Raw genomic sequence first — 19,844 nt, forward strand, 5'->3', positions numbered from 1 at the left:
CGCTTGTTCGGCACCCACTCCCTGGCCGAAGATATTCCTGTCGGCGCAACAACCCGGGAGACTCGAGGAGGAATAGTGGACAAGCGCTATGACGTCTACTGCCTAGCGGACCGCTATTTCTACGACCTGCCGGACCAGAAGGCAACCGCCGAAGAACTCGAAAAGCTCTCCTTCCCCGCGGACTCCACCGAACTACCCACCGGGTGGAGTAAGTTCGCAAAGGAGGACTGGACTGTCTGCAACCCGCCCGAGCAACAGCTCCCGATGCAGGGATGGAAAGTCCACGTCTCGGCACACGGTGACAACGCAGACTCGATCCTGAAAGCCGTTTACGACTACTGCCTGCCCCGTGACATATCCTTCAAATACCTGTCCGGGCGACATATTCTACGGAATAGGAACCTCAAGTACTCGGACCGCGGCTCCAGTGGAAAGTTCATCACGATATACCCACTGGACGAGCGAATCCTGCGCACCACTCTGGAGGAGCTCGCCGTCGAGCTCGACGGCGAACAAGGGCCGTACATCCTCAGTGATCTGCGCTGGGGGAACGGCCCCCTGTACGTGCGTTATGGGGGCTTCATCGAGCGGCACTGCATATCGGATACCGGTGCGCTGGTCGGGGCCATCGAGAACGACCGGGGAACCCTGGTGCCGGACCGTCGCGACCCGGTCTTCCACGTGCCCGCGTGGGTCACCGTGCCCGAGTTCTTCATGCCACACATCGAGGCGCGCAAGGGCGGTACGACGGACGCCATCGCCTACACCATCGAGCGCGCCGTGCACTTCTCCAACGGGGGCGGCCTGTACGAAGCGCGGCACCGTGAGAGCGGACGCAAGGTGATCCTCAAAGAGGCACGCCCCCACGCCGGCCTCACCATGGACTCCGCTGATGCCGTGGAACGACTCCAGCACGAGAGGGAGATCCTGGAGCGCCTCAAGGGCATCGAGGGAGTGCCCGAACTCATCGACTACTTCGAGTGGGGCGGCCACCACTTCCTCGTGCAGGAGTTCATCGAAGGGGAGACACTCAGCAAGACCTTCGCTCTGCGCTACCCGCTCAACGAACGTGGGACCGATGCCGCTGAAGCAGCCCGGTACACGCAATGGGCTCTCGGCGTCTCCCGGCAGATCGAAGCCACCGTCGCCCAGATCCACGGACGCGGCATCGTCTTCGGAGATCTGCACCCGTTCAACATCCTCGTGGGCGAGGACGGCAAAGTCTCGCTGATCGACTACGAAGTGTCGTCGGACGCGGCGCAGGGAACCAAGCCCAGCCTGGTGAACCCCGCGTTCGCCGCACCCGCCGACCGCGTCGGATTCGACCACGACCACTATGCCCTCGGCTGTCTCCGGCTCTCGCTGTTCATGCCGCTCACCACCTTGCTGCGGCACGACTTCGGGAAGGCGCACCACTTCACGGAACAGATTCGGCGGGTGTTCTCCCTGCCGGACGGCTATCTGGAGGAGGCCGTCGAGAGAATCACAGGAACCCGAACCGGCCGGAAACCGACGGCGGCGTCCACGCCTGCGGCAAGGTCAGAGCTGGACCGGATACCGCGAATCACCGCCGATCCAGCCGACTGGACGCAACTGCGTGACGCGCTCGGCCGGGCCATCCTCCGCAGCGCGACCCCCGCACGCGACGACAGACTGTTTCCCGGTGACATCGAGCAGTTCCACACCGGAGCGCTGAACCTCGCGCACGGTGCCGCCGGAGTGCTCCTCGCACTGTCCGACGCGGGGGTCGACTACCCGCAGGAGTACGAGACATGGCTCGCACGCCGAGCCCTGGAGCCGAGGCCGCAGGACCGGCTGGGCCTGTACGACGGCATGCACGGGGTGGCCCACGCCCTGTTGAGGCTCGGTCATGAGGACTCCGCACGCGACCTCGTCGCTCTGTGCCTCAAAGAGAAGTGGGACCTCCTCGGCACCGACCTCAAAGGCGGTCTCGCCGGCATCGGGCTCAACCTCCTGGCCTTCGGTCGGCGGACGGGCGACACGGAGTATCTGCAGGCCGCACTGCACGCCGCCGAGCTCATCGACGCCCGCCTCGGAACGGTCGACTCCGTCGCCACCACCAGCGGTGGCGGGCTCCCCTACGCGGGGCTGATGCGCGGCTCGTCCGGCCCCGCCCTCTTCTTCCTGCGTCTGTACGAGAGCACCGGCGACGCCTCGTTACTCGCGCTGGCACGCAAGGCCCTTGAGCAGGACCTCCGCCGTTGTGTCACCCGCGACAACGGGATGATGCAGGTGAACGAGGGGTGGCGCACCATGCCGTACCTCGCGACAGGAAGCGTCGGCATCGGTCTCGTACTGGACCAGTACCTGCGGCACGACCGGGACGACCGGCTGGTCGCGGCATCGGACGCCATCGCGGAAGCCGCCTCGTCCCAGTTCTACGTGCAGTCCGACCTGTTCAACGGGCGGGCGGGGATCATCCTGTACCTCGCCGAACGCAACAGGACGCGGCCCGGCGAGCGGAGCCGAGACGATCTCGACAACCAGCTCGGCCTCCTCAACCTGCATGCCCTGTCCTACGAGGGCGGCCTCGCCTTCCCCGGCGAGATGCTCATGCGCCTGTCCATGGACCTGGCCACCGGCACCGCGGGCGTGCTCACCGCCCTGGCAGTGGCACTGGGCCACGACCACCCCGGACTGCCCCTCCTCGCCACCGCGCCTTAGACCGGCAGCAGGCAGGGCCCCGAAACTCCCGCCCACCCGATGGGCGGGTTCCCACCGACCGATCAGCCGAAGGGAGGTGAATCCGATGGCACTGCTCGACCTCCAGGGACTGGAGCTGCCTGAGGGCGACGACATGGCGCCCATGAGCGGCAACAGCAGGAACTGCAGCAACTCCAGCTACATCTTCTGCAACTGAACCCCGCGTCAGTCGCGGCCGCACCGGCCGTGACGACGAGATGAACCGAGAGGAGGGAAAACCAATGGCGATCCTCGACCTGCAGGGCCTCGAGCTGCCGGACACGTCCGCGCAGCCGCTGGGCAGCTCGAACAGCCTGGCTTGCTCCAGCCACAGCTGGGTGGGCTGCAACTGATCGAGTTGTCCGTCCGGGTGAGCGGCATTCCATGACCGTCACCCGGTCGTCCGGCAGCGCCTCGGGGAGACTCAGAGTCCCCCGAGGCGCTGGCCGCGTCCAGGGCCGGCCCACGGCCTCGGCGATCCGCGCGAGTGAGAGTGAGGGGGAAGACGGGTGACGGGTGGTACGGGAACACGACTGATACGCACCGCGGCACGGGCGCAGGCAGGCGGCACGACCGTGCTCCTCCTCACCGGTTGTGTGAGCGCCGCCGCGCAGCTCACGCTGCCGGCCGTGCTGGGCGAGACAGTCGACGGTCTCGTCGGCGGTGACGATTTCACCCGGTGGCTGGGGGTGTGCGGGGCACTGGTCGTCATCTACGTGGCCTGCGAGGCATACAGCGACTACACGGCGGGCGTGGTGCAGGCGCGTTCCGCGCTCTTCCTCCGGCGGTCGGCCACCGCCCGGCTCGTGGGCGCGGGGCCCCACGCACGGACGACCCGGGGGCCCGGCGGCTTCGCGGCCCAGCTGCTGGAAGGCGCGAGCGCGGCAGCCATGGGGAGCAACGCCGCGGTGTGGTTGGCGCTTTCCCTGCTTCCCGCACTGGTCAGCTTGATCATGCTCTGGCGGACGGATGTCTGGGTCGGGCTCGTCTTCAGCTGCGGACTGCCCGTCGTCGCCTGGTGCCTCAGGTCGTTCGCCACCGACAGCTCACGCTTGATCTCCCGCTACCTGGAGGAGCAGAGCACGGTTTCGAGCCGCCTCGCGGAAGCGCTCGGAGGAGCCCGCACCATCGCCGCGTCCCACACCCTGGAGCGGGAGGTGGCACGCATCGTGGAACCGCTGCCCAGGCTGCGTCGCAGCGGGGACGCGCTCTGGCGACTGCAGGCCAGGACCGCCGCCCAGGGAAACGTGCTCTTCCCTCTCCTGCATGTCGCGGTCCTGGCCACCGCAGGCCTCGCACTCGGACGCGGGCGCATCTCCGCGGGACAGCTGCTTGCCGTCTCGGAGTACGCGGCCATGGGAACCGGCCTCGGCATGTCCCTGCTCTTCGTCAACCAACTGGCCCGGGCCCGGGCAGGAGCGGAGCAGCTGCACACATACGCGGCGCTGCCGCCCATGGAGTACGGCGACTCGACCCTGCCGGAGCCGACAGGGGCGGCTGCGGTGACAGGCGCGGGCGTCGAACTCAAGGGGACGACCGTACGACGTGACGGCCGTACCCTCCTGTCCGGCATCGACATCTCCGTACAGCCCGGCGAGCTGCTGGCCCTGGTCGGACAGTCGGGTTCGGGCAAGTCGACGGTGGCCGCACTGATGGGCCGTCTCCTCGATCCCGACCAGGGTGAGGTGCTCCTGGACGGTGTGCCGGTACGCCGGCTGTCCAGAGCGGCTCTGCGCCGCTGCGTCGTCTTCGCTTTCGAGCGGCCCGAGTTGATCGGTGTGGACATCGCGGACACCATCTCCGCCGGTGCGCCGCACGCCACGCCCGACGATGTGGCCCGTGCCGCCGGACTCGCCCGTGCCGCGTCCTTCATCGAGAGGATGCCGAACGGCTACCGGACCGATGTCGAGTCCGTGGTCCTGTCCGGCGGAGAAATGCAGCGGATAGGTCTGGCCCGGGCCTTCGTACGGCCCGCACGGCTCGTGCTGCTCGACGACGCCACGTCGAGCCTGGACATGGCCACGGAACACGAGATCGACCGGGCGTTGGCCACTGACACCTCGGGGGCCACCCGTGTGATGGTCGCCCACCGCGCCTCAAGCGCGGCCCGTGCCGACACCGTGGTCTGGCTGGAAGCCGGCCGGGTCCGGGCGGTCGGCACACACAGCGGCCTGTGGGATCTGCCCGGCTATCGGGCCGTGTTCCAGCAGCGGGCAGAGTCCGGCGCGGCTCCGGACGCAGCAGGAGCCGGGCGATGACAGGCTCCGGCAGTCGCGCGGCCGGGGTGTTCCTGAGGCGACGACTGCGCGGCGACCGCGGCACGTTGATCCGATTCCTGCTGTGGGCCGGTGTGGAGTCGCTGCCCTCCTTCCTCGCGGGTCGCGCCGTGGCCTCGGCGGTCGACCAGGGATTCCTGGCCGGTGAGCCGCTCGTCGGGATCGTCTGGCTGGCTGTCCTCGCCCTGGCTTCGGCCGTGGGCGCGTTCGGGGCTCGCGGGGTGCTACTGACCACCGCGGTGATCGTCGAACCGCTGCGGGACACACTGGTGACCCGCACCGTCGAGACCGCCCTGCGGCGCGCGCTGACGGGCAGCCGCATGCAGCAGGACCGGTCGGGTGTCGCGCGACTCACCCGCCAGGTCGAAATCGTGCGTGAGGCGGCCGGCAGTCTGCTGGCCGTGGTGTGCCGATTCGCTTTCTCCTTCATCGGCGTCTGCATCGGCACCCTCACGCTTGAGCCCACGGCGGCCCTGCTGATCTTCGCCCCTGTAGCCCTCGGGGTCAGCTGCTACGTCGTCTCCCTGCGCGGTGTGGTCCGCGCTCAGGTACGCAGCATCGTGGCGATCGAGTCCCTGGCCCACGAAGCCTGGCGGCTCTCCGCCGGTCTGCGCGACATCACCGCGTACGGCTTGGAGGAGCCCGCGCTGCGACGGGTCGACGACGCGGCGCGGGAGAACGCGCAGGCCGAGATCGCACTCGCCCGCCTCACAGCGCTGCGCACGATCGCCCTCGGCGTGGGGGGCTGGCTGCCTCTCGTCCTGGTGCTGCTCTGGGTCCGATGGGGCGCCGGCGCGATGAGCGCGGGCGCGGTGCTCGGCGTGCTGACCTACATCGCGCAGAATCTTCGCCCGGCGGTGCAAGCGCTGATCCAGGGAATGGGCACCATCGGCATCAGGCTGTTCGTCACGCTCGGCCGCCTGCTCAAGGACCAGGAATCGCAGCCGGAGGCCGACCGTGGCACCGCACGCCCGCCTGCCGTCCCCGACCCACGCACGGGAGCCGGGAAGGAGACCGCGGGTGTCGCGGTGGCCCTGGATTCGGTGTCCTTCTCCTACGGCGGGGGCACGAACGAGGTCCTCAGCGGTATCGACCTTCGCGTGTACCCCGGGGAGCACATCGCGATCGTCGGCCCCAGCGGCATCGGCAAGTCGACGCTGGCCTCCTTGCTCGCCGGTACCAACAGCCCCACGCACGGCCAGGTCCGTCTGGACGGCGTCAGCCTCAAGAGCCTCACACCTCACCAACAGGCCTTGCTACGGGCCTACTTGCCCCAGGAGGCGTACGTATTCACGGGGACGCTCCGGGAGAACCTCCGCTACCTGACGGACGGCCCTGGGGATGACCGCCTGCTGGACCAGGCGGTCAGGGCATTCGGCCTCGACCGCCTGGTGTCCGAGGCGGGTGGCTATGACGGGCCCGTCCAGCCGACGCAGCTCTCCTCCGGCGAGCGTCAGTTGATCGCCCTGGCACGTGCGTACCTCTCACCGGCCCGGCTGACCGTCCTGGACGAGGCGACGTGCCACCTGGACCCGGCGACGGAGGCCCGCGCCGAGAGCGTCATGCGGGAACGCCCCGGCACCCTGATCGTCGTCGCTCACCGGATCAGCTCGGCGCGGGCCGCGGACCGGGTGATGGTCATGGACGGGGGCGCCCCGCGCACGGGAAGCCACGACCACATGCTCGCGGAATCGAGTCTCTACCGCGATCTCGTCGGCTTGTGGTCCCCGAGCGGCACAACTCCGTGGAACTGAGCCGCCCACCGGACGTTGCGACCTACCCGGCCAGGGCGAGGACGAGCGGGAGAACCTGGTCGGCACCGCCCTGGCGCAGGAGTCGTGCGCCAACCGCCAGAGTCCAGCCGGAGTCGGTGTAGTCGTCGATGAGCAGCACCGGTCCGGGCGTGGCGGCCAGTGCGGCGGTGAGCTCGGCAGGCACGGTGAACGAGTCGGCCAGGGCGCGCAGTCGCTGGGCGGAGTTGCTGCGGCGCCCCGCGTACTCATCCGCCTGCGGGGTGTATGCCAGGCTGCCCAGCAGCGGAAGTCGGCCGACCCGGGCCACGCCTTCAGCCAGTGAGGCGACCAGCTGCGGGCGGGTTCGGGAAGGCATGGCGACGATCCCCACCGGCCGAGCCATCGCATCAGGGGCATTGCCGGCCCAGCCGCCCGGCGAGCGCGCCCAGTCGGCGATCACCGTCACGACGGCGGCCAGCACATCGTCCGGGACCGGTCCGTCCGCGGCTTGCTCCGCCAGGAGCGGACGCAGGCGGTTGCCCCAGCCGATGTCCGACAGCCTGCCCAACGCTCGCCCGGTGACCGCCTGCTGACCCACGGGGATTCGGCCCTTGAGGTCCAAGCCGACCGCGGCGAGCCCTGTCGGCCACATCTTGCGAGGCTCGACCTCCACCCCCGGACGGTCCAGTTCGCCTGCCGCCGTCGCGAGGACCGCGGGAGAGACGGCCGTCTCGAGCCACGGTCCGGCGCAGTTGTCGCACCTGCCGCACGGGGCCGCCTTCTCGTCGTCCAGTTGCCGCTGCAAGAACTCCATCCGGCACCCCGTGGTCGCCACGTAGTCCCGCATGGCCTGCTGCTCCGCCGCGCGCTGTTTCGCGACCCAGGCGTACCGCTCGGCGTCGTACGCCCACGGCTGCCCTGTCGCGGTCCAGCCGCCCTTCACACGCTTGACCGCCCCGTCCACGTCCAGCACCTTCAGCATCGCCTCCAGGCGCGAGCGCCGAAGATCCACCAACGGCTCCAGCGCCGGCAGCGACAGCGGACGACCTGCCTGGGCAAGCACGTCGAGGGTGCGCCGGACCTGCTCCTCGGGCGGGAAGCCCACCGAGGCGAAGTACGCCCAGATCGCCTCGTCCTCGCGCCCCGGAAGGAGCAGCACATCCGCGTGGTCCACACCACGCCCCGCACGCCCCACCTGCTGGTAGTAAGCGGTGGGAGACGACGGCGAGCCCAGGTGCACCACGAACCCCAGGTCCGGCTTGTCGAAGCCCATCCCCAGCGCGGACGTGGCAACCAACGCCTTCACCCGGTTCGCCAGCAGATCCTCCTCCGCCTGCAACCGGTCGGCGTTCTCTGTCTTCCCCGTGTAGGAATCCACCGGATACCCACGCTGCCGCAAGAACGCCGCGATCTCCTCCGCCGCCGCCACCGTCAGCGTGTAAATGATCCCTGAACCCGGCAGATCCCCCAGCCGGTCCCCCAGCCACGCCAGCCGGTGCGCCGCATCCGGCAGCTCCAGCACCCCCAGCCGCAGGCTCTCCCTGTCGAGCGGTCCCCGCAGCACCAGGGCGTCCCCACTCCCTGTGCCCAGTTGCTCGGCCACATCCGCGGTCACCCGCGAGTTGGCGGTCGCTGTAGTGGCCAGGACCGGCACGCCCGCCGGCAGCTCCGCCAGCATCGTGCGGAGCCGCCGGTAGTCGGGCCGGAAGTCGTGGCCCCAGTCGGAGATGCAGTGCGCCTCATCAACCACGAGCAGGCCGGTCGTGGCCGCAAGCTTGGGCAGGACTTGATCGCGGAAGTCCACGGAATTGAGGCGTTCCGGACTGACGAGGAGAACGTCGGTCTCGCTGCGCTCGACCTCCCCGTAGATGGTGTCCCACTCTTCCGGGTTGGCCGAGTTGATCGTCCGCGCCTGGATCCCGGCCCGCGCCGCCGCCTCGACCTGGTTGCGCATCAGCGCCAGCAACGGCGAGATGATCACCGTCGGGCCGGCCCCCCGGCGGCGCAGCAGAGCGGTGGCGACGAAGTACACCGCCGACTTGCCCCAGCCGGTGCGCTGCACCACCAGCGCTCGCCGGCGATCCTCCACCAGAGCCGACACCGCCTGCCACTGATCCTCCCGCAGCCGCGCCGGACCCCCGGGGTCACCGACGAGCTCAGCGAGGATGGCATCGGCTTCAGCGCGGAGCTCCAGGTTGTCCATCCCCCCATGCAACCCGATCCCACTGACAATCAGCGAATCCACCCGACACGGCGGTCCGCTCATGACAGCTGTACCTGCCACGTGCGGACCGAGATCGGCCGCCTTCCGCTGGTCCTGGCCGTGCAAGGCTGACTCAAGCGTCGATGCGGGGCGTCGTGGGCAGGGATATAGGCGGCGCATCACCAGATACTGGTCGGCGGACCCAATTGCTCGTTGCCGCAAGGCAGTACGACGGGAACAATTGGTACTGCTCCCCGCGCGCCTCCCCGTGGTCCGGCAGGGCTGTGCCGCGGTGCGCTCCCCAGCCCGACCCCGCCCTATGGGCGCGTAGCCGAAGGGAGGACCGTGACCTTCGGATTCGCTCCGTTCGCTGCGGCATCGATGTCGGAGTCTTCGACGTCGGCCCAGATGTCCGCCGATTCCACCAACCGACTGGCCCGGATGCTCGAGCCCGCGGAGTGGTCAGCCGCGGGAATTCCCCTGCTGCGCAATCCGCGTGAGGTCGTCAGCGGCCTGCACGCCCGGCATCGTCCGACGCCGGAGACAGCCGTCATCGCTGTGCTCGATCCGGAGGAACGGCTCCGGGCGAGCGCTTCGTTCACCCGGCGGCCGAGCGCGGCGGACGGCTGGGTGTTCCGTAACGCGCTGCTGGCGCAGTTGCGTCGGGTCATCCCGCACGACCTGCGGCGCCGCACCCCGGTGCGCACCGCCGTCCTGCTCTACTGCCGTGACGGTGACGCGCGTTGGACGCAGGAGGACGGGGCGTGGATGTGGGGGCTGCGGGACGCCTGCACGCTGCACGGGTTGCGGTGCGGTGCCTACATCACACTGACCCGTGACGGCTGGCAGGTGCTCGGCGAGGGCCGTGGCGGCCGTCGGCCGAGTTCCGGCTCACGCCCCGAGGCCTTCGCCGACACCGATCCGCCGCCAGCACGCACCGGCGGCGCCGCGTCCGACGTCCTGCGCCGGGCGGCGGCACGCTGAAGCGGCCTTCGACCCGCCGCGCCGGGCGGGCCACAGGCATGGACCGGAGCGCGCCGCCGCCCGCGTCGCGCGGAACGCGACGCACACAGCTCGAAGCTCACCCGGCCATGCCTCGGACGGTCACCGACCACCCCCGACACCGTCCACCCGCTTCGACTCAGGTGCGGTCGAAGCCAGGACACGGCGCGCAGGTGTCAGACAGTGAACGTCAGACGCCCGCGCCCAGCATCGCGTTGATCCGCTGCGGGTCACCGCAGACGATCAGCAGGGTTCCGGCCCGGGTGAGCGCCGTCGGCAGGGCGCCGACCGCGATCTCCTCGCTGCCGCCGTTGATGGCGACGACGACCACGGGGCGGGACACGGCACGGTCCAGGGCGGCGGCGTCGGCGTAGAAGACGTCGTCGCCCGCGTCGTGCTGGGCCCAGTAGGAGACATCGCCGAACGACAGCTCGTGCGTGGCCCACGGGTGCGGGTCGCCGGTGGTGACCACCAGGACCTCACCCGGAGCACGACCGGAGTCGAGCAGCAGGTCGACGGCTTCCTCGGCGGCGTCGAGCGCCCCCTCGACGGAAGCAGGGATCAGCTGGATCTGCGGAACCGAAGCACCGGCATCCGCGACGGAGCCCGCAGGGGAACCGGCGGAGACGGCGGACGGTGCGGAAGCAGCCGGGGCGGACGGCCCGGGCTTGGCGGCCGGCTCATGCGACGCGCGCTGCGCCGGCTGCGTCGGCCGGGCGGGGCCCGGTCGGCCAGGACGCGGCACAGCCGCGGGACGCGGGCCGGGTACGGGGCGGGGGGTCGGCGTGATGCGGCCACTGGCCGGGGTCACGCGGGGACCCTGGGCACTCTCGTGAATCTGAGGCTCCTCGGGACTGAGAGGCATGCGTTGTTATTTATCAAACACCGATGCGAGTGGCATCGGCGGGTGGCACATGAGTGCGAGTTGAACTGCCGGAAGTGTCAGAAGTCGAAGCCGAGCTGGCCCTCGATTTCCGGAACGCTTCCATCCGCCCAGCTGCGGGCCTTCTTGAGGTGCCGCCACTGGGGCAGCGCATCAAGATACGCCCACGACATCCGGTGGTACGGGGTGGGCCCCCGCTCCGCCAGCGCGGCCTTGTGCACCGGCGACGGATAGCCGGCGTTGGCCGCAAAACCGAAGTCTGCATGTTCGATACCCAGTTCGGCCATCATTTTGTCGCGCCGAACCTTGGCGATCACCGACGCCGCGGCGACGGCCACACAGGATTGATCGCCCTTGATCACCGTACGAACCCGCCAGGGAATCCCGAGATAGTCGTGCTTCCCATCGAGAATCACCGCTTCCGGACGCACCGGCAGCGCCTCCAGGGCGCGCACCGCGGCGAGCCGCAGCGCGGCGGTCATCCCCATGCCATCGATCTCCTCGGGCGAGGAGTGCCCCAGGGCATACGCCGTCACCCAGCTCTCCAGCTCCCCGGCGAGCGTGGTGCGCCGCTTGGGACTGATCAGCTTGGAGTCGGTGAGCCCTTCGGGCGGCCTGCGCAGTCCGGTGATCGCCGCACAGACGGTGACCGGTCCCGCCCACGCGCCGCGCCCGACTTCGTCGACGCCGGCAACGATCTTCGCTCCGGTGGTAGCGCGAAGGGAGCGCTCGACGGTGTGGGTGGGAGGTTCGTACGGCATGGCGCCAGACAGCGTACGCCGCCGGATGTCACCCGCGACACCCAGGTCTACCGACAGAGCAGCGGAACCATGACCTGGTCGATCAATTCAGCGAACTCCTCGTCACTCCATTCGCTCCCGCACACCTTGGAGCGATACATCATCATCGCCGGAATGACGTCGCAGACGTAAGGGTCCATGGCCTCGGCGCGCACCTCTCCGCGCTCGACTCCACGGCGTACGACCTCTTTGATCAGCTCCACGCTCGGCTCGACGACGCCCTCGAAGATCACTTCATGGAACCGCTCGGCCGTCACCGTGTCGCACTCGTGAAGCACGGCCCGGAGAGCGAATCCGGGCCGCGAGAACATCGCCTCACGCATCTGCCGGCACAGCTGAAGGAGGTCTTCCCTGACTGCTCCGCAGTCAGGTGCGGAGTCGAGTTTCGGAAGCCCGGCCTGCAGCGCGTCCACGACGAGGTCTTCCTTGGAGGGCCACCGACGGTAGACCGCGGCCTTGCCGGTCTGCGCGCCCGCGGCCACACCCTCCATCGTCAGGCCGCTCCAGCCGACGGTGCTGAGCTGCTCCAGCGCGGCCTCGAGGATCGCCCGTTCCAGCACAGGGCCCCGTCGGCGCGGGGAGGCCGTCTGAGCGGAAGCGGCGCTCCAGCGCGAAGTAACCATCGATATCTCTCCGTTGCACATTCGAGGCAGTGTCAGTGAACGGTTGCGTTCACTGATGGGGAGTCACTACCGTTGACGGGACAGTGAACGGCAACGTTCACTAACGCTCTTGTGGGGGACCCATAGTGACAACCTCTCAGTTAGCCAAAGATCAGCAGCCCGGTGCCGCTCGCCGAGCGGGCCGGCCCGGAATCGCCCTGACCGTCATCGCGGCCTGCCAACTCATGGTGGTCCTCGATGCGACGATTGTGAACATCGCGCTCCCGCACATTCAGGACGCACTCAAATTCTCCACCACTGACCTCACTTGGGTCGTCAGCGCATACACGCTCACTTTCGGCGGACTGCTGCTTCTCGGTGGCCGCGCCGGTGACATCCTTGGCCGCCGCCGGGTCTTCATGACCGGCATCCTGGTCTTCACCCTCGCGTCGCTTCTGGGCGGATTCGCCCAGGAACCCTGGCAGTTGCTCGCCGCGCGCGCCCTGCAGGGCGTAGGCGGCGCGATCGCATCGCCCACCTCCCTGGCACTCATCACCACGACTTTCCCCGAAGGTCCCGAGCGCAACCGCGCGTTCGGCGTCTTCGCGGCCGTCTCCGCGGGCGGCGGCGCCATCGGTCTGCTGGCCGGCGGCATGCTGACGGAGTGGCTCGACTGGCGCTGGGTGCTGTTCGTGAACGTACCCATCGGCATCCTCATCGCCTTCCTCGCCCCGCTCTACATCAACGAGTCCGAGCGCCATCCGGGCCGTTTCGACATCGCGGGCGCCCTCACGTCGACCCTCGGCATGGCCTCCCTGGTCTACGGATTCATCCGGGCGGCCGAGGACGGCTGGCGCGACAGCGTCACCCTGGGGTCGTTCGGCGCGGCAATCGTCCTGCTCCTCGCCTTCGCCTTGATCGAGAGCCGGGCGAAGGAACCGATCACTCCGCTGAAGATGTTCGCGGACCGCAACCGCTCGGGCTCGTACGTGATCATGCTGAGCCTGGCCGCGGCGATGTTCGGCATGTTCTTCTTCATCGTGCTCTTCGTCCAGAACGTACTGGGCTACACACCGATCGAGGCGGGCCTCGCCTTCCTGCCGATCACGGTCGCGATCGTGGCGGGCGCGGGCATCTCCCAACGGCTGCTTCCGGTCCTCGGCCCGAAGCCGTTCATGGTGACGGGCTCGGCCCTCGTGGCCCTCGGGCTCGGCTGGCTGACCCTCATCGGCCCGGACAGTTCGTACGTGAGCGGGGTACTCGGCCCGATGCTGGTGTTCGGGTTCGGTATGGGTCTGAACTTCGTGACCCTTACATTGACGGCCGTCTCCGGAGTGGCCCCACACGAGGCGGGCGCGGCATCGGGCCTGCTCAACGCGACGCAGCAGGTGGGCGGTTCACTCGGCCTCTCCATCCTGACCACGGTGTTCGGCACGGCGAGCCGGAACGAGGGCAAGGAACAGATGGCGGACTTCATGGCGAACGCGTCGCCGGAACAGAAGGCCGCCTTCGCCAAGACCGGTGAGCTGCCTGCTCCCTGGGGACACGAAGTGCTGTCCCAGGGGATCTCGACGGCCTTCATACCGGCCGTCGCCATGGCCCTGCTCGCCCTGGTCACCGCCGTGGTCCTTGTCAGGGTGCGCAAGAGCGACCTGGACGCACTGTCCGGTACGGCAAGTGCGGCGGGGCCCGCGGGCGGCTGACGGGGGCGTACGTGCCGGGCCGTCCGGTCCGGCGAGCCGTCCGCTCCGGCGGGCTTGCGGTTTCACGAGACCGCAGGCCCGCCGGAGCGCGCCTCAGCGGTACGAGGTCTCCCGGCCACCGGAATCCTCGCAACCCGCCTGGGTGGCCTCCGGCGGCCGTTCCTCGATGATGTCCCTGGCCCGCGCCTCGCCGAGGCTGGTGGCGTACCAAGGGCCGCGCTCGGACCCGAGGCCGTTCGCGATGCCCTCAAGGGCGCAGGAGCGCAGCGGCTCCGGCAGCCCGTCGATGGCCGGTGCGGCATCGGCGGACAGCCCGCGCGCGTACTCCAGGTCGAACTTCCCGGTGTCCTCGTAGCGCTGGACATTGCGCTCGGCGATGAGCCCGTCGGGCGAAAGGATCCCGAAGGCCAGCACACCGGCCGCGGCGCTCGCGGCGACGGCGCGCGGCAGCCAGCGGGCACCCCACACCCCGGCCGCCATGATCAACACGATGATCACGCCAAGCCAGAGCTCCACGGCCACGACCGAGACCCTCAGCCGGGTCAGGCCGTAGGCGTCGACGTACATGTCCATGCGCCGCACCGCCGACGCCACGACGACGAGCGTGAGGGCGCAGAGCGTACCGAGCACGGCCCGCACCAGACCGCGGTCGCGTGAGCCGTCACGCGGCGCCCAGCGCAGGGCCAGGACGATGACGACCAGGGTGAGCAGCGTGGCGAGCAGCAGCTGCCAGAAGCCCTGGCGCGCATACGCGGCGTACGAGAGGTCGGTCTTCTCGAGGACCGCGTCATAGCCACCGAAGAGCACGGCAAGCTGGACCACGTTGAACGCCGCGAACAGCAGGTTCAGGACGATCAGCGGCAGCGCCCACTCCATGCGGCCCCGCTCCCGGCCAGGACCCACGACAAGTCGGTCCCAGTGCACGGGCGCGGCGGCCGTGTGCGCCGCGGCGAGCGCTCCGACGACACCGGCCGCGAAGAGCAGTACGCGCCACGGCCCCTCGGCGACGGAGGCGTCGGGCATCAGATCGCCGAGCAGCCCCGCGAAGGCGGCGTCGGCCCCGGCGAACAGCGCGCCGAACACCAGCAGCAGCACGGCGGTCACCGCGACCGCCCGCAGCACGGGGCCGCTCCGTGACCCGCTCGCGCGGCCCCGCACCCCACGCCAGCCCCAGCCCAGGCCGGAGAGCACCGCGTCGAAGAGCCCGAGCGGGCCGAGCAGGACGCCGGGCCAGGTGCGGCAGCCGTGCAGGGCGAGCGAGCCGAGCGCGACCGCCGAGACGATGGCGAGGAACGAGGGCCAACCTGCGTCCCGCAGGGCGGGCACGGCAAGGAGCCCAAGGCCGGCGATCGCCCACACCAGCGTCCAGGGGCGCGGCCTGCGACCGGCCTGTTCGGCGGCGAAGTACGCGGCGAGCGCGGCCGGCACGGCGACGATCAGCAGATTGAGCGCGAGCCCGTCGCCGAGCAGCACCATGCTCAGCAGGCCGGTGGCGAGCACCGCGCCGAGCGTTCCCGTCCGGACCGGAGCGGGCGGCTCGGCCCGCAGATCGGCCAGGAACGGCTCGGGCTTGCCCGCAGGGCCCGCCGGGTACGCCCAGTCGGTAGGTGGCCCTGAGCTCGCCTCCGCGGCGCGAGGGCCGGGCACGGCGTCCTCCGGCCCCTCGCTCTCCTTCTCGCTGCCGCCGCTGCCGCTGTCTGACAGCTCGGGCGTGGACGGTGTAGACGGTGTATCGGACACGGGACCCCCTCCCGGCCGGTCCGCACGTGCAGCAGACGGCACGCACGCGTGGCGGGGCCGCCGGGCGACCGGCATCTCGTTGAGGACACGCAAGTCATGATCAACTCGCGGCCTGCCGGAAAGAGTAGCCGCGAGGCCGACGACCGCCCCCGTATCGGCCGGGCTGTGGCATGACCGTGACAGTCACACCGGAACACGGGAACACCGAAAACCCCGGAAGCCGGAGAGCGAAATCCGGAACCCCGAAGTCAGCCCGCTGCGACCTGCACCCAGCCGGGCAACGCCTCGGTCCGCTCCAGCCACTGCGCCAAGGGCGCACCGCCCTCACCGGAAGCAACCACTCCGCCCACGATGGCGCAGGTCGTGTCCATGTCGCCGCCCACCTGGGCGGTGGACCAGATGGCCCGCTCGTAGGCACCGAGGCCGCGGGCGGCCGACCACAGGGCGAAGGGCACCGTGTCATGAGCCGTCGTACGGCGGCCGCAGCCGAGGACCGCGGCCACCGTCGCCGCGTCCCCGTAGTCGAGCATGTCCCGCGCCCGGCGGAGCCCCGCTCCCACGGCACTGCGGGGCACGAGGTCGATGACGCCGTCGAGCAGCGCCTTCGGCGCGGGCGGCCCGTCGGGGGCAGCGGCCAGTGCCGCGGCGGCGGCCACCGCCATGGCTCCCACGACCGCCTCACGGTGCTGATGGGTGGGGTAGGCGGAGATCTCCGCCTGGTGCGTCGCCTGCTCCGGATCGTCCGCGTACCAGGCGCCGAGCGGCGCGATCCGCATGGCCGCGCCGTTCCCCCAGGAGCCCTGCCCCTTGAACAGCGCGGAGGCCAGCTCCCGCCAGTCCCCGCCCTCCCGGACCTGCCTGAGCAGCCGGTTCACGGCAGGGCCGTAGCCGCGGTCGAAGTCATGGTGCTCGGCGAAGGACAGGGCGAGCGCGTCCTGGTCGATCCGGTCGTGGCGGACCAGAACCGCGAGCACGGAGCAGGCCATCTCGGTGTCGTCGGTCCACTGCCAAGGGCCTGGGGGCGCTTCCCGGCGCTTCAGCAGCGGGTAGTTCGCGGGCACGAAAAACTGAGAGCCCAGCGCGTCCCCCACCGCCAGTCCACGCAGGCTGGCCAGAGCGCGGGCCAGGCGCCGGTCGGGAGAGGAGTCAGCGGTCATCGCCCTGCCACTCTATCCGGTGACGCCGTACGGTTCGGGTTCGCGCCAGCGTTCGAATGGGCGGTCGAGTGTGTACTTGCCGTCGTCGCCGAGCACCAGCGTCCGCATCTCGCCGTTCCCGGGGTTGGACAGCGACTCGAAATCCGCCACCGACCAGTGGAACCAGCGCATGCAGAAAAGGCGCATGGTCAGGCCATGGGTGACAAGGAGGACGTTCGGCGGATGATCCGGAGCCTCGAAGCTCCGGTACAGGCTCTCCAGGAACGCGCCCACCCTGTCGTACACGTCGGCCCCCGACTCTCCCTGGGCGAACCGGTAGAAGAAGTGTCCGTACGCGTCGCGGTACGCCTTCTGGAGCCGGACGTCGTCCCTGTCCTGCCAGTTTCCCCAGTCCTGTTCCCGCAGCCGCGGCTCCTCGCGCACCCGCACGAGGTCGGGGTCGAGCCGCATGGCCCGGAAGGTCTCATGGGTCCGGCGATAGGGCGAGACGTACACACTCACCCGCTCCAGGCCGACGGCGTCCCGCAGCTGCTCGCCCGTCTCGTCCGCCTGCCGCCACCCCTTCTCGGTGAGCGCCAACGCGTGGTCGGGTTCGCGTTCGTACACGGTGTCGTCGGCGTTTCCGGCCGACTCGCCGTGCCGGACAAGGAAGATGCGCCGCGGACGTGCCATACGGAAACCCTAGATCGACCCCTGCCGGGCGGCCCAACCGGTCGGCCGTCCGAGCTCCATCCGGCGTATACGGCCACCACCCGCACCGCCACCCGTACCAGCGCCGCGGCAGGTCACCCTGGGCGACGTCACACCGTCCACGACGGCTCCAGTTCCACGATGTCACCGGCCAGCGCCGCTACGTCGGCTTCAGTCTGGGCGCGCAGCGAGAGGCGTTCCACCCGTTCCCTGCGGTACTTACCGTGCTCGGCGGCCGACAGCCACATCGAGAGGACGAGGAACTCGTGCCCGGGCGCCTCGCCGAAAAGCCCGCGCACCATCCCGGGAGAGCCCGCCATCGCCGGGTTCCAGACCTTCTCCTGCATCAGCGCGAAGTGCTCAACCCGCGCCTCACGGACCCGGCAGTGCAGCACCCGCACCACGTCGGCGTCCGCGAAGCGCGGCTCGAAGCCCGTCTTCACGTCGAAACGGTGGTCGAAGAGTTTGCTCTGGATGTCCTTGAAGGTGCCTGACTGCGCGGCGGCGAGCCGGTCATGGGAACGCGCCATGAAGGAGTCGTAGAAAGCCCGGCTCTCCCAGAAGGCGAAGACATGCGCCACACCCGGCCGCTCTCGGCTCCACCCTCCACCCTGTCCCCGGAACCCCGGCTCCCCCAGAAGCCCCGCCCACTTTCGCTGCCCCCGCTCGAACCCCCGTCGGTCCACCACGGTGCAGCGAATCCACTTGACCAGCACCGCGCCATCGTAAGGCCGCCGAGCGTGGCCCGGGTCACGCTCCGGCGTAGTGCGCCCGGATCAGCTCGGCGCAGTCATCGGCGGTCAGTTCAATATCGAACTCCCGGGCGAGAACCTCGCTCAACTCATCGGCGGATACGTCGCGTTCGTCCGATGTGCCGTCCGGTCGCGTCACCGTCAGGTGCTCACCGACCAAGGTGCGGCGCGCATCCGGAGCGGCCCTCTGGATCACGGGGCGGCGGATGAACGACGACCTGGGGTGGGTCGATGTGTAGTGGTTCATCACTACGTAGTCGACGGGAAGGCGTTCTTCCAGCGTGTATTCATAGAGATCGAACCAGCCGTCCGCGTGCTCGGTCCGCAACACCCGTGCGCCGTCTACTTCCGGGACGATCCCGAACCGCCACTCTCCTTGTCGCACGTCCTGTCGTACGTCGTCCTTGTCCCCCATGGGGATCGGTTCGAGCAGCCCTTCGGCGCCGAAACCGACGTCACAGTGCCACTGCCGTCCGTCCGCCTCGACCTTCAGGAGCATGTGCGTCACCGCGCGACGCGACGAGGCACCCACCCTGACCCGCGCGCCGAGTCCCGTGACGGCGAAGCCGATCCGTTCCAGAGCCGCAGCCAGCAGAAGGTTCTGCTCGTAGCAGTAGCCGCCCCTGCGCTGCCGCACCAGCTTGTCCTGCAGCGCCGCCAGATCCAGCGGTACGGGCCGGCCGAGCATCATCTCCAGGTTCTCGAAAGGGATCGAGGCCACATGCGCCCGGTGGAGCGCACGGAGCGTGTCGAAGTCGGGCTTCACCTCTCCTTCGTGACCGACCCTGGCCAAGTAGGCATCGATGTCCAGTTCTTCCCCGTTCCATGTCATGGGATCAATGATCTACGCGCCCGCGTACGCACGCCACCAGGAATGCCCGCGGCAGTCCAACAGCCGCACCGGCCAGGAAACTTCAGCGATACCAGTCATACGCCGTAGCGTGTCTGTAGGACGCGCCGTGCGGACATGCCTGGTGCGTCCGTGTCAGCCGGGACACGAGGAGGGGAAGCTCTGTGAGCAGTGTCAGCAAGGGGATCAAGAAGGTCGAGGTGGGGCTCAAATGGGATCCGAGCCCTGTCGGTTCGCCGCCGAATGATCTCGACATCATCGCCGCGACCTACTTGGCGGACGCTCCGTACGACAGCCCGGTGTACCTGGTGCACTTCGACAGCCGCGCCCCCGACGGGACCATCACCCTCAACAGGGACAGCAAGACAGGTCAGGGCTTCGGCTTCGACGAGGTCATGACCCTGGAGCTCGACCGGCTCGCGGCCACGTACGCGCGCGTGGTGGTCGGTGTGGCCATACAGCCTCACGAGGGGGAGAAGGTGTTCGGCGACATCCCGAACACCGCGGTGCGCATCCGCACGGGACACACCGACCTCGCGGAGAGCGACCTCTCCACGGTCTCCGGGCACACGGCCGCGACGATCGCCGAGTTCACCCGGAGCGAGTCGGGCTCATGGTCCTTCCGCGAGCTCATCCGCGGGTTCGACGCCGACCCGACGTCTTTCGCGGCGGTGATGGGGAGCGAGATCTGAGGAGGCGCTCAGAGACAGCCCCGGGTCTTCGCGGCACGAGAAACGCCAAGGGCGGTGG

General features: G+C 69.6%; 17 protein-coding genes. 8 read left to right on the plus strand and 9 right to left on the minus strand.

Annotation, left to right across the window (positions count from 1 at the left end; all coding sequences use genetic code 11):
* The first annotated feature begins 75 nt into the window (after positions 1–75).
* The 5 genes from lanKC to ACFQ7F_RS37880 all read left to right on the plus strand — a co-directional run bounded on the left by lanKC (position 76) and on the right by ACFQ7F_RS37880 (position 6,733).
* Complete coding sequence (lanKC, locus tag ACFQ7F_RS37860; protein WP_383281181.1) at positions 76–2,685, plus strand: class III lanthionine synthetase LanKC; 2,610 nt, start codon at positions 76–78, stop codon at positions 2,683–2,685.
* Positions 2,686–2,770: 85 nt separating this feature from the next.
* The gene (locus ACFQ7F_RS37865) at positions 2,771–2,881 is read left to right on the plus strand and encodes a SapB/AmfS family lanthipeptide (protein WP_383281184.1); all 111 of its coding nucleotides are present in this window, start codon (positions 2,771–2,773) and stop codon (positions 2,879–2,881) included.
* Between the two features lie 64 nt (positions 2,882–2,945).
* Positions 2,946–3,056 (plus strand): SapB/AmfS family lanthipeptide, encoded by a 111-nt coding sequence (locus ACFQ7F_RS37870; protein ID WP_363030662.1) that lies wholly within the window; start codon positions 2,946–2,948, stop codon positions 3,054–3,056.
* A 156-nt stretch (positions 3,057–3,212) separates the two neighbouring features.
* A complete protein-coding gene (locus ACFQ7F_RS37875) occupies positions 3,213–4,961 on the plus strand; it encodes an ATP-binding cassette domain-containing protein (protein WP_383281188.1) in 1,749 nt (582 codons plus the stop codon).
* Entirely contained in the window at positions 4,958–6,733 is a 1,776-nt protein-coding gene (locus ACFQ7F_RS37880; RefSeq protein WP_383281191.1) for an ABC transporter ATP-binding protein, read from the plus strand. The genes ACFQ7F_RS37875 and ACFQ7F_RS37880 overlap by 4 nt, the downstream gene beginning before the upstream one ends.
* Positions 6,734–6,755: 22 nt before the next feature.
* Here the strand turns inward: ACFQ7F_RS37880 and ACFQ7F_RS37885 are convergent, their stop codons facing one another.
* A complete protein-coding gene (locus tag ACFQ7F_RS37885; RefSeq protein ID WP_383281194.1) occupies positions 6,756–8,915 on the minus strand; it encodes a DEAD/DEAH box helicase in 2,160 nt (719 codons plus the stop codon).
* A 345-nt stretch (positions 8,916–9,260) separates the two neighbouring features.
* Here ACFQ7F_RS37885 and ACFQ7F_RS37890 point away from each other — a divergent pair, with 345 nt between their 5' ends.
* Complete coding sequence (locus ACFQ7F_RS37890) at positions 9,261–9,899, plus strand: hypothetical protein (protein WP_383281197.1); 639 nt, start codon at positions 9,261–9,263, stop codon at positions 9,897–9,899.
* Between the two features lie 208 nt (positions 9,900–10,107).
* Here ACFQ7F_RS37890 and ACFQ7F_RS37895 read toward each other — a convergent pair whose 3' ends face one another.
* From ACFQ7F_RS37895 to ACFQ7F_RS37905, 3 genes are all read right to left on the minus strand, one after another.
* Complete coding sequence (locus ACFQ7F_RS37895; RefSeq protein WP_383281200.1) at positions 10,108–10,782, minus strand: hypothetical protein; 675 nt, start codon at positions 10,780–10,782, stop codon at positions 10,108–10,110.
* Positions 10,783–10,859: 77 nt separating this feature from the next.
* On the minus strand, positions 10,860–11,561 hold the full coding sequence (locus ACFQ7F_RS37900) for a ribonuclease HII (RefSeq protein ID WP_383281203.1): 702 nt from the start codon (positions 11,559–11,561) through the stop codon (positions 10,860–10,862).
* Positions 11,562–11,608: 47 nt separating this feature from the next.
* The gene (locus tag ACFQ7F_RS37905) at positions 11,609–12,223 is read right to left on the minus strand and encodes a TetR/AcrR family transcriptional regulator (RefSeq protein ID WP_383281208.1); all 615 of its coding nucleotides are present in this window, start codon (positions 12,221–12,223) and stop codon (positions 11,609–11,611) included.
* 125 nt (positions 12,224–12,348) lie between these two features.
* Here ACFQ7F_RS37905 and ACFQ7F_RS37910 point away from each other — a divergent pair, with 125 nt between their 5' ends.
* Positions 12,349–13,905: an MFS transporter gene (locus ACFQ7F_RS37910; RefSeq protein ID WP_383281211.1), complete on the plus strand. Its 1,557-nt coding sequence runs from the start codon at positions 12,349–12,351 to the stop codon at positions 13,903–13,905.
* 93 nt (positions 13,906–13,998) lie between these two features.
* Here the strand turns inward: ACFQ7F_RS37910 and ACFQ7F_RS37915 are convergent, their stop codons facing one another.
* The 5 genes from ACFQ7F_RS37915 to ACFQ7F_RS37935 all read right to left on the minus strand — a co-directional run bounded on the left by ACFQ7F_RS37915 (position 13,999) and on the right by ACFQ7F_RS37935 (position 19,076).
* Positions 13,999–15,720 (minus strand): DUF4153 domain-containing protein, encoded by a 1,722-nt coding sequence (locus ACFQ7F_RS37915; protein WP_383281228.1) that lies wholly within the window; start codon positions 15,718–15,720, stop codon positions 13,999–14,001.
* A gap of 173 nt (positions 15,721–15,893) precedes the next feature.
* On the minus strand, positions 15,894–16,802 hold the full coding sequence (locus tag ACFQ7F_RS37920) for an ADP-ribosylglycohydrolase family protein (RefSeq protein ID WP_383281214.1): 909 nt from the start codon (positions 16,800–16,802) through the stop codon (positions 15,894–15,896).
* Between the two features lie 12 nt (positions 16,803–16,814).
* On the minus strand, positions 16,815–17,474 hold the full coding sequence (locus tag ACFQ7F_RS37925; RefSeq protein ID WP_383281217.1) for a histidine phosphatase family protein: 660 nt from the start codon (positions 17,472–17,474) through the stop codon (positions 16,815–16,817).
* A 128-nt stretch (positions 17,475–17,602) separates the two neighbouring features.
* Positions 17,603–18,208: a YdbC family protein gene (locus ACFQ7F_RS37930; protein WP_383281220.1), complete on the minus strand. Its 606-nt coding sequence runs from the start codon at positions 18,206–18,208 to the stop codon at positions 17,603–17,605.
* A gap of 34 nt (positions 18,209–18,242) precedes the next feature.
* A complete protein-coding gene (locus ACFQ7F_RS37935) occupies positions 18,243–19,076 on the minus strand; it encodes an arylamine N-acetyltransferase (RefSeq protein ID WP_383281222.1) in 834 nt (277 codons plus the stop codon).
* 182 nt (positions 19,077–19,258) lie between these two features.
* Between ACFQ7F_RS37935 and ACFQ7F_RS37940 the strand changes: the two genes are divergently transcribed.
* Complete coding sequence (locus tag ACFQ7F_RS37940) at positions 19,259–19,786, plus strand: TerD family protein (protein ID WP_383281225.1); 528 nt, start codon at positions 19,259–19,261, stop codon at positions 19,784–19,786.
* Positions 19,787–19,844: the final 58 nt, after the last annotated feature.

Origin of the sequence: Streptomyces sp. NPDC056486 (assembly GCF_042795295.1) — a bacterium.
Classification (GTDB): domain Bacteria; phylum Actinomycetota; class Actinomycetes; order Streptomycetales; family Streptomycetaceae; genus Streptomyces.